The sequence below is a fragment of the Bradyrhizobium iriomotense genome, assembly GCF_018130765.1.
Lineage (GTDB): Bacteria > Pseudomonadota > Alphaproteobacteria > Rhizobiales > Xanthobacteraceae > Bradyrhizobium > Bradyrhizobium iriomotense_A.
Genome location: NZ_JAFCJZ010000027.1, coordinates 88735 through 103781, shown reverse-complemented (window position 1 = coordinate 103781; position 15047 = coordinate 88735). Strand labels below are relative to the sequence as shown.

11 protein-coding genes are annotated in these 15047 nt (G+C 64.9%); 7 read left to right on the top strand and 4 right to left on the bottom strand.

Features of this window, described 5'->3' with window-relative positions; translation table 11 throughout:
• Window position 1: 1 nt before the first annotated feature.
• From flgF to JQ635_RS33745, 3 genes are all read left to right on the top strand, one after another.
• Complete coding sequence (flgF, locus tag JQ635_RS33755; protein ID WP_018641270.1) at window positions 2-730, top strand: flagellar basal-body rod protein FlgF; 729 nt, start codon at window positions 2-4, stop codon at window positions 728-730.
• Window positions 731-778: 48 nt separating this feature from the next.
• Window positions 779-2104: a flagellar protein export ATPase FliI gene (fliI, locus tag JQ635_RS33750; RefSeq protein ID WP_211414087.1), complete on the top strand. Its 1326-nt coding sequence runs from the start codon at window positions 779-781 to the stop codon at window positions 2102-2104.
• 790 nt (window positions 2105-2894) lie between these two features.
• Window positions 2895-3542, top strand: coding sequence for a MarR family winged helix-turn-helix transcriptional regulator (locus tag JQ635_RS33745; RefSeq protein WP_211405017.1), 648 nt, complete (start codon window positions 2895-2897; stop codon window positions 3540-3542).
• Window positions 3543-4581: 1039 nt separating this feature from the next.
• Here the strand turns inward: JQ635_RS33745 and JQ635_RS33740 are convergent.
• Window positions 4582-6159 carry a porin gene (locus tag JQ635_RS33740; protein ID WP_211414086.1) on the bottom strand — a complete coding sequence of 526 codons (1578 nt, stop codon included), beginning with the start codon at window positions 6157-6159 and terminating at the stop codon, window positions 4582-4584.
• 513 nt (window positions 6160-6672) lie between these two features.
• On the opposite strand from JQ635_RS33740, the gene JQ635_RS33735 reads away from it, so the two are divergent.
• Window positions 6673-7152: a MarR family winged helix-turn-helix transcriptional regulator gene (locus JQ635_RS33735; RefSeq protein ID WP_211414085.1), complete on the top strand. Its 480-nt coding sequence runs from the start codon at window positions 6673-6675 to the stop codon at window positions 7150-7152.
• 132 nt (window positions 7153-7284) lie between these two features.
• On the opposite strand, the gene JQ635_RS33730 is transcribed toward JQ635_RS33735, so the two are convergent.
• Window positions 7285-8370 (bottom strand): alpha/beta hydrolase family protein, encoded by a 1086-nt coding sequence (locus tag JQ635_RS33730; RefSeq protein ID WP_211414084.1) that lies wholly within the window; start codon window positions 8368-8370, stop codon window positions 7285-7287.
• Between the two features lie 893 nt (window positions 8371-9263).
• On the opposite strand from JQ635_RS33730, the gene JQ635_RS33725 reads away from it, so the two are divergent.
• Window positions 9264-10328: a ketopantoate reductase family protein gene (locus JQ635_RS33725; RefSeq protein WP_211414083.1), complete on the top strand. Its 1065-nt coding sequence runs from the start codon at window positions 9264-9266 to the stop codon at window positions 10326-10328.
• A 25-nt stretch (window positions 10329-10353) separates the two neighbouring features.
• Here JQ635_RS33725 and JQ635_RS33720 read toward each other — a convergent pair whose 3' ends face one another.
• Both JQ635_RS33720 and JQ635_RS33715 read right to left on the bottom strand, forming a co-directional pair.
• Window positions 10354-11346, bottom strand: coding sequence for an Acg family FMN-binding oxidoreductase (locus JQ635_RS33720; RefSeq protein ID WP_349631895.1), 993 nt, complete (start codon window positions 11344-11346; stop codon window positions 10354-10356).
• Between the two features lie 153 nt (window positions 11347-11499).
• Entirely contained in the window at window positions 11500-12084 is a 585-nt protein-coding gene (locus tag JQ635_RS33715; RefSeq protein ID WP_211414081.1) for a LysE family translocator, read from the bottom strand.
• 521 nt (window positions 12085-12605) lie between these two features.
• Here JQ635_RS33715 and JQ635_RS33710 point away from each other — a divergent pair.
• Window positions 12606-13424, top strand: a complete 819-nt coding sequence (locus tag JQ635_RS33710) for a YkgJ family cysteine cluster protein (RefSeq protein ID WP_211414080.1) — start codon at window positions 12606-12608, stop codon at window positions 13422-13424.
• A 105-nt stretch (window positions 13425-13529) separates the two neighbouring features.
• Entirely contained in the window at window positions 13530-15044 is a 1515-nt protein-coding gene (locus tag JQ635_RS33705; RefSeq protein ID WP_211414079.1) for an ATP-binding protein, read from the top strand.
• Window positions 15045-15047 lie beyond the last annotated feature (3 nt).

Sequence of the window (15047 nt, the reverse complement as noted above, 5' to 3'; positions counted from 1 at the left end):
CATGCAATCCGCTCTCTATGTGGGATTGTCGGCGCAGGTCGCCCTCGAAAAGCGCCTCCAGACGATCGCCAACAACGTTGCCAACGTCAACACGGCGGCGTTCCGCACCGACGTGGTGAAATTCGAGACCGTACTGTCCAAGGCCGGCGCGAACCCGGTCGCCTTCTCCTCCCCCGGCGACAACATCATCTCCCGCGAGCAGGGCAACATCACCGAGAGCGGCAATCCGCTCGACGTAGCCGTGGTGGGACAGGGCTGGCTCGCCTTCGCCGGCCCGAACGGCACGGTCTATACGCGCGACGGCCGGCTCCAGATCGCCGCCAACGGCGACCTTCAGACGGTGTCCGGCTTCCCCGTCGTCGATGCCGGCGGCGCGCAGATCACGCTCGACCCGAACGGCGGACCGGTCTCGATCTCGCGCAGCGGCGCGATCACCCAGGACAACAACGAGATCGGCACCATCGGCCTGTTCAACATTCCCGCTGACGCCAATCTCGAGCGCTACGGCAATTCCGGCGTCACGCCCGACCGGCCCGCGACCGCGATTGCCGATTTCTCCCGCGACGGCTTCAAGCAGGGCTATGTCGAGGGGTCCGGCGCCAATCCGATGATGGAATTGACCAAGCTGATGGCCGCCTCGCGCGCCTTCGACGGCACCAATTCGATGATCGAGGGCACCGAGAGCTCGCTCCAGAACGCAATCCGGACGCTGGGCGAGCCGGGTAAGTAGACTTGCAAGTAGAGTGCGCCGCGTGCGCAATGAGGGTGGACGGTTTCCTTGAATGCTCTTCGGCAACTCGAGTGGGCGCTGCTGGAGCTTCAGCAGAGCACTCCCCTGGCCAGCGTCAGCGGCGCGATCTCCGAGATCGCGCCGACGCATTTCCGTGTCTCTGGCCTGTCGCGCTTCGTCAGGCTTGGTGAGCTGATCGGCGTCAATTCCGGCAGCAAGCCCCAGATCGGCGAAGTGGTGCGGATCGACAGCGACGGCATCATCGCCAAGCCGTTCGACCGGCAGTTCGGCGGCGGCCTCGGCTCCGTCGCCTACCGGATGCCGCCGCTGTCCTTCGCGCCCGATCCGAGCTGGAAGGGCCGCGTCATCAACGCGCTCGGCGCCCCCCTGGACGGACAGGGCCCGCTCACGCCGGGATCGCGCGCCGTCTCGGCGGAGGCCGAGGCGCCGTCGGCCATGAAGCGCGCGCGCGTCCACAAGCCGCTGCGCACCGGCGTGCGCGTCATCGACCTGTTCGCCCCGATCTGCGCCGGCCAGCGCGTCGGTATCTTTGCCGGTTCCGGCGTCGGCAAATCGACGCTGCTCGCCATGCTCGCCCGCAGCCAGGGCTTCGACACCGTCGTGCTGGCCCTGGTCGGCGAGCGCGGCCGCGAGGTGCGCGAATTCATCGAGGACGTGCTCGGTAACAATCGCAGCCGCGCCGTCACCATCGTGTCAACGGGAGACGAGAGCCCGATGATGCGGCGGCTGGCGCCGAAGACGGCCATGGCCGTCGCCGAATATTTCCGCGATCGGGGCGAATCGGTCCTGCTCATGGTCGATTCGATCACCCGTTTCGCCCACGCAGCCCGCGAGGTCGCGCTCGCCGCCGGCGAGCCCGCGGTGGCGCGCGGCTACGCGCCCACGGTCTTCACCGACCTGCCGCGCCTTCTGGAGCGCGCCGGCCCCGGCGAGGAGGGATCCGGAACGATCACCGGCATCTTCTCCGTGCTGGTCGACGGCGACGACCACAACGAGCCGATCGCCGACACCATCCGCAGTACGCTCGACGGGCACATCGTGCTCTCCAGGCACATCGCCGACCAGGCGCGCTATCCGGCCGTGGACGTGCTGGCCTCGGTCTCCCGCCTCGCCCACAACGTCTGGGACCCCGAGGAACGCGAATTGGTGAGCAAGCTGCGCACCATGATCGCCAAATACGAGGACACCCGCGACCTGCGCCTGATGGGCGGATACCAGCAGGGGCGCGATTCGGGCCTCGACCAGGCGGTCGACATGGTTCCGCGGATCTACAGCGCCATGCGGCAGGACGCTTCGGCGCCGCCGAGCGCCGACCCGTTCCGCGAGCTCCGGGACATGCTCAAGGGCGAGTAGCAGGCCGGACCGGGCGCGCGGCGCCCGCGATTTCGCCTTGCTCACTATTTCGACGGTCGTTCGCGCATGCCGCCACGCTGCCGGCGCGTGCACACCCCTTGGCTGCCGGCGCTTCCGCTCATGAGCGCTTCAACCGTTCGGAGGAGCATGGGCGGCCGCGTGGCAGGCGGGCGAATCGTCGATTCTCCGAATCGCGCCCGCAACAACCGCCACGTGCAATTCCTGCAGGTTCCCCCGGGCAATTCTCCCGCAGATCCCACAAGTTGTGGATGACTCGTCAACGCAGATCGCCTTTGCGTGCACAAGCTTCGATCAATCTGCATCAACGGCAGACATCAACATCCTGTGCAATCAAACCGTCGTATAGTTGCGTGCATGTTGCGCGCGGGACAGCGTATTGCATTCACCATCATGTGTCCCTGGAAGCGAGATTGTCTTGAACGTTACATTCGCCTGCGGCGACACCCAGTCTCAAAGAGCGTCTCTACTTGATTTTGTTGAGAAGCTCATTCATCGTTTCGGCGCAAGATAAGAAACGTCTGCTTGTGACTTGAACTTCAGGGGCCTTCGGTTGAACAACTCCGATCCATCATCCGCTGGTGACGGCAACTCGGGCTCCCGTGCGACGACGCGACTGGTATGCCATCAGCGACGCAACCTGACGTTCCGGACGGCGCGACGCTCATCGGACGCGTCCGGAGGTCTGATGGTCCTCGAAAGATTCGCGAGCCTGGGCGCCGGGCGGCTTCGGGACGCCGCAGACGAAGTTCCGGGGGCGAGGTAGGAATCCATGCCATTGGCAAGAGAAGCCGTCGAGCTGCTGGTCCAGGCGGCGCGGGCTTGGTATTTCGAAGGCAATCAGCATGGGTTGCGCGATCGGGAATGGATGGCGCTGCGCTTCCTCGGCCGCGCCAACAGGTTTTCGCGCACACCGTCCGCACTCGCCGGCTTCATCGGCGCCACCAGGGCGACGGCATCGCAGATCGTGAAGACGCTGGAGAGCAAGTCTTTCCTGCAGCGAAAGCCCTCGCATGAGGACAAGCGTTCCGTGGTGCTCCACGTCACCGCGCAGGGCGAGAAGTGCCTGAGCCAGCACGACCCGATCAACCACGTGGTGAATGCGGTCACGGCGCTCGGGACCGACGAGTGCATCCGCTTGCGCGACTCGCTGCGGGAGATCCTCAATCACCTCGACGCCGCGCATCAACGACTCGATGCCAGCATCTGCCGGGACTGCATGTTTCTCGCCGAACGCAGCCCAGGCCTCGGTCCGGCCGCCGCGAAGGGACGTGCAACCGCCGAGTTCATGTGCCGGTTGTATCGCGCTCCTGTTTCGCTCGAGGAGACCGAGCTGCTCTGCACCAGTTTCGAGCGCACCCGCGACCGCCCCAAGATCGAGGAGCATCTCGATCGCGCCCGCGTGGCGAGCCAGGGTTGAGGCGCGCGCAATTTCCGGGCGCTGGCGATTGCAAGGCTTGCGGATAGTTTCACGGGCATCGGTGAAACTGCTTCATCATCGTCATTGCGAGCGCAGCGAAGCAAGCCAGACTCTTTCCGCGGTGGGATTCTGGATTGCTTCGCTGCGCTCGCAATGACGGAGTATGAGGCAGCAGCGTCGCTCTTACGGCGCGCATTTCGAATTGCGGACACGCCTTCGCCTCCTCGCGGCTGATTTCGCCCGAGCTTTGCGTGGTCTCTCCACCCTCTAAACCAAGAGGGCGCAGGGAAGGCCGGGTGCCGGCTGGCACCCGCGGTCTGCTGCGCGAAAATGGTGCGCAAAGAGACCGCACAGCAGCATACAGGTGTAGCCAATCACTCGGCCTTCCCTGCGCGATGGTCGGACGGCTTATGCCGTGCTCTCCCGGGAGCCGAGTTCGTTCTGGCCTCCCTCACCCTCACGAAATTCACCGGCGCCGCGCCGGTTGACGCGAGGGCCGCATCCGCAAGAGCTTGGCCGTAGCAACGACGGCCAGGACCACACGGTTTTGCCGTACGCGCGGTCCGCCATTTCGCCGCAGTTTTCCCAGCCCCGTCGACGGAGCCGGAAACTTACAGACGAGACGAACCTGTCAGCGCCGTTCGTCCACACGTGGTTACGAGCTCACAGGGACTACCCGCCCTGCCCGCACCTCCCGTGCCGACGCTGCCGCGTCCACCGCAATCCGGCTCGCGAAAATGACGACCACATGATCGCCCCTCAAGGATGAGCCGGGATGAGCGACACATACGACAAATCCGAATTTCGGTAAAACGGAATATTTTTGGCGCGACGGGTTGACAGCCGGGCGACACAGCCCGGTCCTGTAGCCCGGATGAGCGGAGCGACATCCGGGATCATCCTTCCGAGCGGTTTCCCGGGTGTCGCTTCGCTCACCCGGGCTACGGGGCTTCGACCCGCCCTCACGTCATCAGCCTCGCACAACAAAAAACACCCGGCGGTTGCCCGCCGGGTGCTCTTTGAGATCTTTCGACAGATCTTACCAGTTGCGCTGAGCGCGCAGGATCATGGCGATCGAGTCCTGATCCTTCAGCTCGTAGGTCGCGGCCGGCTTGGCGGTCGTGACGCCCGGGGCGATAGCGACAGTGCCCGAGTACTTCTGGTCGAGATGGGTCCAGGAGAGGTCGGCCGAGAAGGTCAGGTTCTTGACCGGGGTCCAGCGGGTGACGATACCGAGCTGGCCGATCGCGAAGTCCGGGTTACACGAGGTGACACCGGCCAGGCCACCGAACACGCCGCCAGCACCACCGGCGCCGCAGAGCGTGGTCTTGGCCAGCGTGCCGAACTGGGCCTGAGCGTAGGCACCGTACAGCGCGGAGTTCCAGTAGGGATCCCAGTTGTGGGTGTAAGCGCCACGGAAGCCCCAGGTCTTGACGGTTTCCTGCGAGCTGCCGGTCACGAACACCGTGTCGGGAGCGTTGGCGAAGCCGAGGCTGCCGTAGGCCGTGCTCGAGCTACCGTACAGCGCGTAGGAGCTGCCCGACAGGTTCTGGAAGTTGTAGCGGGTTGCACCGTCGGTGTAGACGCCCTGGATGTTGATCGTGTCACCCGCGCCAGTCGGGATGTTCTTGATCGAGAGAGCGAGCTGAACCGCCCAGCCCCACTTGTCGTCGGGATGGCCCGTGGCTTCGGTCGCGCCGTAATAGCCGACGTGGTTGTCATGCGCAGCCACCGACGCCTGGAACAGGCCCCAGGCCTGGTCGACACGCACCTGACCGACGAGGTTCGGCGAACGCGAGCCGCCGATAGCGTTGGTGCCGTACGAGCCGCCGATCATGCCGCCCGCGGTCGCGCCGGTCATGTTGAGGTTGCCGGCCTGATAGTACGCGGTGGCATCTTCAGCCGAGAACGACGCCGTCACGCCCTGGCCGAAATCGGCCGTGTAGGTGAACTGGGTGACGCCGGTCACGGTGCCGCTGCCGCCGACGAGGTTGTCGGTGATGTTGCCGGGATAGTTGGTCCAGGGCGCGTCGAACTGCGACACGGCCTTACCCATCGTGAAACCGGCGAACTGGATGAAGGCGTAGTACACGCCGAGCGCACCGGCCGAGGTGTTACCGTCGGTGCCGTTCACCGAGCCAGAGCCGTTCGAACCGACGAGGCCGGTGCCCGCAGCGTTGAGAGTGAGCGCGCCGCTGTACACGGTGCCGCCGGTGGCCGAACCGGTGGGCGTGTAGTTGCCGGTCGTCCAGGTGAACACGCCGTCGAAGAAGGTACGGACCACGCCGTATTCGGTCGCGGTGCGCGTGTCGATGTTCAGGTCTTCACGAGCGCGGAAGGTGTAGTAGTTCATCATGCGGTTGCGAGCACCGGCAGTACCGCCCTGGTTCGGATTGAAGTCCGAATTGGAGCCCAGCACGGCGTCAGCGCGCAGGTAACCACCGAGCTTGATGCAGGTGTCGGTGCCCGGGATGTAGTAGAAGCCGGCGCCGTACAGCGAGCAGACCTTCACGTATTCGACCGCCTTGGCCTTCACGGGAAGATCGGCTGCGAACGCACCGGAGACGGCCATCAGGCCGGCTGCCGAGCCGAGAAAGAGCGTCTTCGTCAACTTCATTAGATAAACCTCCAGGTCGGTTCAGGGGGCTCGGCTCCTCGGTGGAGGCCGCTTGACCCTCTCAATTTCCGTTCAATTCAGGTCCGCACTGAGGGTCCGGACTGAAACGACAGCGAGGTGCCCCCCCTCCGTCGTGACCTCACATATAGTTTATAAAAACAATCGTCTCAATTCATTGATTTGGTGAAGCGCAAGTTCGGAAGGGGATGTTGCCTGGGAGCAACAGCGAATGCAGGACGCGACACAAGCGATTGAAATAAAAGAAAAAGCCCTCAGGGGGCATCCCGAGGGCTTTCTTGGAGGTCTCACATCGCTGTCCACTGACGATGGTCAAGAGCAGCAAATTCTGAGTGGGAAGAGGCGTAACTTAATCAATTGCTTTTCGCAAGCATTAAGTGACGGCACAATTTCCCCAATGAAGTGTTCCGCGCACGATATGCGAGACGGTTTGCCAATATCCGGGTAAAAAGACCGACCAAGACAAAAAGAAAATGATCGATTGGGGGAAGCCATATGATCGAGAAGAAGGCCGACCGGGCGATTACGGAGTTCATCTGGAATATCGTTGAAATCCACTCGCAGCTGGAGGACATCCACGGCAGCTGGGCCGGACTGCTGGGCATTACCGAGCCGCAATGGCTGATCCTGATGGCCATCACCGAGCTGGACGAGGGACGAGGCGTCGCCGGAATCGATATCGCGAACAAACTGCGGATCCACCCCGCCTTCGTGACCAACCAGACCAAGAGCCTCGAGAAAAGCGGATTCCTGTCGCGACGGCCGGCGGCCGACGACGCCCGCTTCGTTCTGATGTCGCTGACGGAAAAGGCGACAACGGACATCGAAAAACTGTCCAAGCGGAAGCTCGCCCTGAATTCGACCATGTTCAACGAGCTCGACGAGAAGACCCTCGCCGATCTGAATGCCGCGCTCGCGACCATTGCCAAGAATGCCCGGCTCGCTGCACGGCTACTGGCTATCGACGTGTCGTGATCCGCGGCTCTTCCCGACGCGGCCAAAGCGCGACGGGAAGAGAAGGAATTCCAGGCCCTTCTGGCGTTGTCTCAGCATGACTGCACCGCGTTCGTCGCGAGAAGACCGCGGCACACTCTCGAGGATCATCCACTAGAGGTAGGTGACGGGATCGAGGCGACGAGCAGCTCCAAGCTTGGCGTCGAGCCACTCAAAAATGAAGTCGTCCACCGTGACGAAATTCTCGACCTCGCCCAGAGGATACGGGATGCGGTTCGGCACGACGACCGAGCAATCGGCTCCGGCCTGGCGATAGCCGGCTTGCAGCTCGAGCGCCTCCTGTTCACGCACCATCGAGCGGCTCCCGACCACCATGAGAAGCGGACAGGCCATTCGGCGCGGCGACGGCAACGGACGCATCGAGGCTCCGCCCTCGACGACCTGCTCGACGCCTGTCATCCAATGAACCGATGCCCGGTGCGCGACCGACCGCAAAAGACCGCCGTCGCACACGGCGGCGGCGACCCTGCGATCCGAGAGGACAAGGCGGGAGGCATGACTGGCGCCCGCCCCTTCGCCGTAGATCGCTATCCGCTGCGAGTCGACATCCGGACGCGCCTCCAGATAGTCCAGCCAGCATTGGAGGACGTGCTCCTGTCTGAGCGGTCGACGAACGGGCGAACTGCCGGGATCGATGAGCAGAAGTGACATGTTCCGGCGCAGCGAGGCGGGCAAGAGCCTGCTCATCATCGAGGCCAGGGTGACGTCCTCGTCGGCGATGCAGATGACCGCAGGCGCGGAAGGCCCGTGACAGAGCGCCGGCAGGAAGAAGCCGGTCAATGCTCCCTGATCGAAGCCATCTATCTCCACGCGCTCGATCGCTTGAGCCGCATCGTCCGCGAAGCCTCTCAGGCTGAGACCGACCCTATCGGCGAAGTCGGTACTCGCGAGATCGTCCGGAGCAGACAGGCTTCGCGCGACTTCGAACGCCATCAGCGCGCATATCCACGCTTCGCATGCGACGATCCGGTCGGCACCGTCCGCGCGCGCGGATTCGGCGGAGCTACGGTAGTCTTCCGCGACCCTCAACCAGTCTGAAACCCACAGATGCCTGTGCGTCTCGCGCGCAAGCTCCGCGACAGACAGACTTTCGAAAAATTCGGACGCGCGCTTTCGCAAGCGTACCAGGCTTCCACCGGCTCCATCGCAGGAGCCGTGAGGCCAATGATCACCTTCCATCTTTTTCCCCGAACGGTGCCGTCAGCGATTGGCCAGACTTGCCGGCTGCGCTCTCAGCGCAGCGCCGTGCACGCCTGCTCGCTGCGATCCCAGGCGTACCTGGTCGCGTGCATCACGCGTGCGTCTGCTGATGCTGTCGGCCTCGTCGATCTGTTTCGCTGCCATTCCGCGTAGGGGCAGAACGCCCCCCGCGCGGGATCGAGCCTTTGGTGAACCGAAATCCCATCTGATGTTCAGTTCGTGTTCGCTTCGCGCGAGCGAGGGCACTGGGCCACACGGTGTGCCACCCCCATCAGCCGGTCTCAACACAAGTTGCACGCCGGCTCCAACTCAATCGTCACGTCTCAGCTCCGTTGCTGATCTACAGTTACGGCCCCGCGCCACATTGCCATTTTTTCGGCCTTCCGTTTGCAGTTTTTTGTTGCGGCTGACGACTAAAATTTGGATGCCGCTTGATGACAGAAGAGGCATGACCGGTATCGGCTTCTCATGAACTTCTTATGGGCGCATCCGGCACGCCACCAATCACCGCAGCACTGATAGATCCGGCCGATTGCCGCTTCATCACTGCCGATTGTCTTCGCCCGGGATTTTCGGACTGTCGATGCGGCGGGAAATCGACGAGACGGCTCCCCGGGGGCGCTCATTCGCGTACAAACATTCCGAACGTCCAGAGATAATTTGTTTCAAGCAACGGACGGATCTGCAGCCCCAGGCCGGACAGATTCGTCGCACTTCATTGGTCACGGCGCGACCGGGCAGCCCGCCTTCTGCATCTTGTATGCATTATCCCAGTTGCCATTGCTGGCCACTTCGCTTTACATGCCGGCAAATCGCCCCCTCGGACGACCGTCGGGGCGCAAAAATCACATGACATCTCCAAGGGACGAAACATGGCGCGCAACATTCTGATTCTCGGGGCTTCCTACGGCTCCCTGCTGGGCACGAAGCTGCTGATGGCGGGGCACAATGTCACCCTGGTCTGCCGCGCCAAGACCGCGGAGCTCATCAACCGCGACGGTACCGAGGTGCGCATCAAGTTGCGCGACGAGGCAGTGCACCGGGCGATCTTCTCGCGCGACCTGCCCGGCAAGCTCGACGCCGTGACGCCGGCCAACGTCGACCTCTCCCGTTACGATCTGGTCGGCCTCGCGATGCAGGAGCCGCAATACACCAATCACACGGTGCGCGTGCTCATGGTCAAGATCGCCGCGGCGAAGCTGCCGTGCCTGTCGATCATGAACATGCCGCCGCTGCCCTATCTGAAGCGGATTCCGGCGCTCGCCGACATGGATCTCGAGGAGGCCTACACCAATGCGCAGGTGTGGGAGCGGTTCGAGCCGGGCCTCGTGACGCTGTGCTCGCCCGACCCGCAGGCCTTCCGCCCGCCGGAGGAAGCCGCGAACGTGCTCCATGTCGGCCTGCCCACCAATTTCAAGGCATCGGTCTTCGCCGACGAGAAGCACAACAAGCTGCTGCGCGAACTCGAAGCCGACATCGACGCGGTGACGCTCGACGGCCACGACGTGCCGGTGAAGCTGAAGGTGTTCGATTCCCTGTTCGTACCGCTGGCGAAATGGTCGATGCTGCTCACCGGCAACTACCGCTGCATCACCCCGAACGAGCCGCAGTCGATCCGCGACGCCGTGCACGGCGATCTCAAGCGCTCGCAGACGATCTACGACCACGTCGACGCCATCGCCCGCCGCCTCGGCGCCGATCCGCAGGACCAGGTACCGTTCGCGAAATATGCCAAGGCGGCGGAAAGCCTGCTCAAGCCGTCGTCGGCCGCGCGCGCGGTGGCGAGCGGCGCGCCCTTCATCGAGCGCGTCGACCTCCTGGTGAAGCTGATCTCGCATCAGCTCGGCGCGCCCAATGCCGAGATCGACCGCACGGTCGAGACCGTTGACCAGAAGCTGAACGAGAAGATCGTGCAGGGCGGATCGGGCGCACAGTAGCGCCGCTTGGCGGCAGCGGACGGCCTTACGCGATCACCTGCGCGACGGGCCGCCGCAACGACTTCGGCAGCTCCGGCCCCGCGCCGAAGCGCACGACGAGATCGGGCAAGCGCCCGCCGAGACCGAGATACGCCGCGAGCTGCCGTCGCAGGCCAGGAATCTCGACCGGTTGGTTGACGAAGGCATATTTGAGGCCGAGCGCCGTCGCCTGCAGCGCGAAGCGCTGGCAGGCGCGCCCGACTTCGACCCAATGCGCCTTGTCGTCATGCTCGGCGACGAACACCGCAAGGCCGGCGGAGCTCTCGATACAGGCGCGATACTTGTCGTTCTCGCGGCGTTCGGTGAACACGAACGGCAGCAGCGGCCGCGCCAGCCACCGCGGCAAGGCCGGATTGCCGGATGCGCGCGAGAACAGGCCATCCATCGTTGCAACCGCCTCGCCCTCGTTGAAGCGCATCCAGGCCTGGAGCTCCTCCATGAACTTCGGATCACGCAGCTGCATCGTGTTGCCTTCGACGACGTAGTCGGCGAGGCGCTGCATCTGCTGACGGTCGGTCAAGAGCAAGACCGCGACGCCTTCGCCGGTGCCGGCCTGCTCGAGGCTGCGAAGCAGATCGTTTGAAACGGGCCGACCATCAAAGGCCGTGCGCGTCGACTGCCGGTTCGGGATCGCGGCGAACTGGGCCGAGACCTGCGCAGTCGCGCGCTCGAGATCCGCAACGACCGCACCGGCTTCAAACCGCAATGTCGACCTCAGGCCGGCGGCGGCCGCCGCATGCGTGAGATTTTCGGCTGCGCATCCGAGACTGACGTACAGGTGGTGATCGTCGGGGTCGACCGCGGGACAGCGACGCGAGAGATCCGGCGCAATGACGATGTTCTCCGGACTCAGCGTGAAACGCCAGGGCTGGGTGTTGTCGCTGTTGGCGGCGAGGGTCGCGTAACGCACGATGTCATGGACGCCCTCATCTGGACGCAGCGGCGCCCAGGTGGTGCGCACCGCTTCCGCGTAGGTCACTGCCGTAGCCGCACGCGATCCGTTTGGAGACATGACGGCGGCACACGCCAGTCCCGCCACGACGCTGCGCCGATTGACCATGACAGCCGATACCTCCACGAGGAGCCGAGACTGCGATGGACGACGCGCCTCCGCCTCGACATCCGCAAGCCTTCACGCGCTCAGGAACGATTGAAGCCAGATCAGGCCGGTGACGGCGACGAGCGTGACCGCGCCGGTGCGCGTGATCAACTCGGGCCGCCCGCGACGACGGGCAGCACGGCCGAGGGTCGCGCCCAGCGTCACCCAGGCAGCACCGGCCATGACGATCAGCAGCGCGATCACACCGAGCCAGGGCAGGAGTTCGAACAGCCCGGCCTGAAGCGGCAGCAGCAGGAAGGCGAACACCATCGCCTTCGGATTCAAGAGCGTGGTGAGCAGCACCTGGCGGAACGTCACCACGGCACCGTCGCGGAGCCCGCGCGCGTTGACGCGCCAGAGCATGACGGCAAGGCCGAGGATGTAGACGGTCACCGCCACGCGGAGCACGACCGCCGCGAGCGGGATGTCGCTCACGATCGGCCCGAGCGCCAGCCGCAACAGCGCGATTGCCGCGAGATAGCCGCATAATTCCGCCGCAAGCAGATGAAGCGAGTGGGAGATACCGACCCCGGCCCCCGATGTCGCGAGCAAGGTGTTGGTCGGTCCGGGCATGGCGAGAAGGAAGCAGGTCGCCGTGAGGAAGGTCAGGAAGTTCATGCCTTCAGCTAGCAGGTGGCGTGCCGACAGGTCTTGATCTGGGTCATGCGATGATGGGATGTCCCTGTCGCCCCCACCACAGATTGTTCCCGGTGTGATGCAGCAGCAACGCGGCGCGATGTCCTCAGTCCGCCGCTCCTCATCACGCAAACGTGTCGCCTCACGCGGCGCGAGCGCACACACCGCAGATATCACGACTGCGTGACGACAATGCGTGTCGCGTCTCCTTTCCTGGCGCTGCGCGGCGACGAAATGGCCGCACTTGAGGGCGAATTGAGCCGATCGCTCGCGTTTGGCGTTTGCAAACCACTTCGCAGGCGACCGTGATCGCCATGCGTGATCCCGCATTTGCGCAAGTGCCGCATGCGTGCATGTCGGGCTCGGCTTGTTGTTCGACAAAACGGAGAAAGATAGCTTTTGGAGTAAGCCATTACTTTCACAACCGGCAACTCGCCGCCACTCCCCGGCACCGGCCTGCGATGCCGGCGTCCGGGACCGGACGACAACAACAAGAAAAGACGATGGACCAGGCGATGCTGAGCGTCGTCCGCGCGGTCGAGGCCGGCGCGACGACGATGAAGGGCGTGATCGACGCCACCGGGCTTTCCCGCCTCAAGATCGAACGTGCTCTGATCGCGCTGGAGAAGCAGAAGCTGCTGGTCCGCGACGGCCAGGGCTTTCGTGCGACCGGCCTGCCGAAGACGGCGCGGCCGGCCCGGCAATGCGGATCGTGCAACGCCTGCTGCGACATCCTCGAAGTGGCCGGCGTCGACAAGCCGGTCAACCAGCTGTGCCGGCATTGGCAGGCCGGCACGGGATGCACCATCTACGAGCGCCGTCCGCAAATGTGCCGGTCCTTCGTCTGCGCCTGGCTGCAGGGCCATCTCGACGACGACTGGTTCCCGGCGAAGTCGGGCATCGTGGTGCATTTCAGCCAGGACGCCGTCAACGTCACCGTCGACGACGATTGCCCCGACCGCTGGCGCGAGGAGCCCTATTTCAGCAAGCTCGCCGAATGGTCGCTGAATGGGATCAGGCGGATCGGAAACCGCGGCTATGCGACCCTGATCGTCTCCGGAGCCGAGCGGTTCCTGCTGCTCGGACGCACCGTCGTGCCCGAGCCGACATTGTTCGGAACGGCGTTCCTGCCGCTCACCGCCGACACCTTCCGGTTCTGGCGGGCGTCCTCGCCCGAGCATTTGCAGCGGCTGCATGCGCGCGTCGCCGAGATCGAGCGGATCAGGCAGGAATTCGGCTCCTGCGCGATTCCAGAGAACGAGGACGACGACCCGCAGGCTCCCTACCGGCCCGCACTTCTACGGCTGTCGAATCACACCTGAACGCCGCCGTGGGCAACGTGGCCTGATTCGCGCTGGAGCGCTCGACGCGCCGCGGCGGGATTGATAAGCCCCTGTCCGCGGATGATGGGGACTTGAGTCGGGGACATGACGGTTGCGATCGAGATGGGGCAGACCACGGCCGGCGCCGCGGCGGCCATGGACCTCGAGGAACTCCTGGCGACCCGTCTCCTGGTGCAGGGCAATTCGGGCTCCGGCAAGTCGCATCTGCTGCGGCGCCTGCTGGAGCAGAGCGCGCCCTGGGTGCAGCAGGCCATCATCGATCCCGAAGGCGATTTCGTCACGCTGGCCGAGCGCTTCGGCCATCTCGTAATCGACGCCGAGGACCACACCGAGCGTGGCCTGCAGGTTGCCGGTGAGCGCGCGCGGCTGCATCGCGTGTCCACTGTGCTCAATCTCGAAGGACTGGACGCCGAGAACCAGATGCGGCGCGCGGCCGCCTTTCTCGGCGGGATGTTCGATGTCGACCGCGACCATTGGTACCCGATGCTGGTGGTGGTGGACGAGGCGCAGCTGTTCGCGCCGGCCGTCGCGGGCGAAGTCTCGGACGAAGCGCGAAAACTCTCGCTCGGCGCCATGACCAATCTGATGTGCCGCGGCCGCAAGCGCGGGCTCGCCGGCATCATCGCGACCCAGCGCCTCGCAAAACTCGCCAAGAACGTCGCGGCGGAAGCCTCGAATTTTTTGATGGGCCGGACCTTCCTCGACATCGACATGGCGCGCGCCGCCGATCTGCTCGGCATGGAGCGGCGGCAGGCCGAAGCCTTTCGGGATCTCGAGCGCGGGCAATTCATGGCGCTGGGACCGGCGCTGTCGCGCCGTCCGCTGCGCCTCAACATCGGCCCGACCGACACCAGCCCGCGCAATTCGACGCCGCGGCTGATGCCGCTGCCGGAAGCCGCAAGCGAAGAGATGCGCGCCGTGATCCTGGCTGCGCCGCCGCCCGATGCCAGCCGGCCGCAGCGCCGGCCCGCGCCGGATCTGCTCGAGCAGCTCCGCGCCGCGAAAGCCGCCACCGTGCCGGAAGCGCGTGCGGAGCCGATCGAGGTGCCTGTCAGCGCCGAAGAGCTCGCCGAGCGGCGCGAGCGCGTCGATCGCACGCTCAGGGCCGTGCTCGCCGAGCCCGACGCCGGCTTCCGCGCCATCGGCGTGCTGTATCAGGAATTCGTGGTCCGCTGCCGCATCGAGGGCTTAGGGGCGGCGGTGCCCGATCTCAACGAATTCCGCCGCATGCTGACGCATGCGCGCGCTGGCGTCGGCACTGATCTGGCCGAGGATGACGCCTGGCAGGAGGTGTCGCTGCGCGCCTCGATCCTGCCCGACGACATGCAGGGCGTGTTCATGATGATCGCGCGCGCGGCCAAGGAAGGCTGGCCCTGCCCCGGCGACGCCGCGATCGCGCGCGCCTATGGCTCGCATTCGCTGCGCCGCGCGCAGCGCCTGCTCGGCTATATGGAGGAGCAGGGCCTGATCGTCGTCCAGCTCGACGGCGGCGGCCGCAGGATCGTGACGCTGGTGGAGCTGGCCTGGGCGACCGCGCCGGGCGATCCCAATGGCGATGACCAGCCGGCGGAGCCGGCGCAAAGCGCAGCTTCCGCTTGAAAC

What these genes read in the sequence shown, in the direction of transcription:
- flgF (WP_018641270.1), top strand. Translation starts at nt 2, where the DNA reads ATGCAATCCGCTCTCTATGTGGGATTGTCGGCGCAGGTCGCCCTCGAA.
- JQ635_RS33745 (WP_211405017.1), top strand. Translation starts at nt 2,895, where the DNA reads ATGCCATTGGCAAGAGAAGCCGTCGAGCTGCTGGTCCAGGCGGCGCGG.
- JQ635_RS33740 (WP_211414086.1), bottom strand. Translation starts at nt 6,159, where the DNA reads ATGAAGTTGACGAAGACGCTCTTTCTCGGCTCGGCAGCCGGCCTGATG.
- JQ635_RS33735 (WP_211414085.1), top strand. Translation starts at nt 6,673, where the DNA reads ATGATCGAGAAGAAGGCCGACCGGGCGATTACGGAGTTCATCTGGAAT.
- JQ635_RS33730 (WP_211414084.1), bottom strand. Translation starts at nt 8,370, where the DNA reads ATGGAAGGTGATCATTGGCCTCACGGCTCCTGCGATGGAGCCGGTGGA.
- JQ635_RS33725 (WP_211414083.1), top strand. Translation starts at nt 9,264, where the DNA reads ATGGCGCGCAACATTCTGATTCTCGGGGCTTCCTACGGCTCCCTGCTG.
- JQ635_RS33715 (WP_211414081.1), bottom strand. Translation starts at nt 12,084, where the DNA reads ATGAACTTCCTGACCTTCCTCACGGCGACCTGCTTCCTTCTCGCCATG.
- JQ635_RS33710 (WP_211414080.1), top strand. Translation starts at nt 12,606, where the DNA reads ATGGACCAGGCGATGCTGAGCGTCGTCCGCGCGGTCGAGGCCGGCGCG.
- JQ635_RS33705 (WP_211414079.1), top strand. Translation starts at nt 13,530, where the DNA reads ATGACGGTTGCGATCGAGATGGGGCAGACCACGGCCGGCGCCGCGGCG.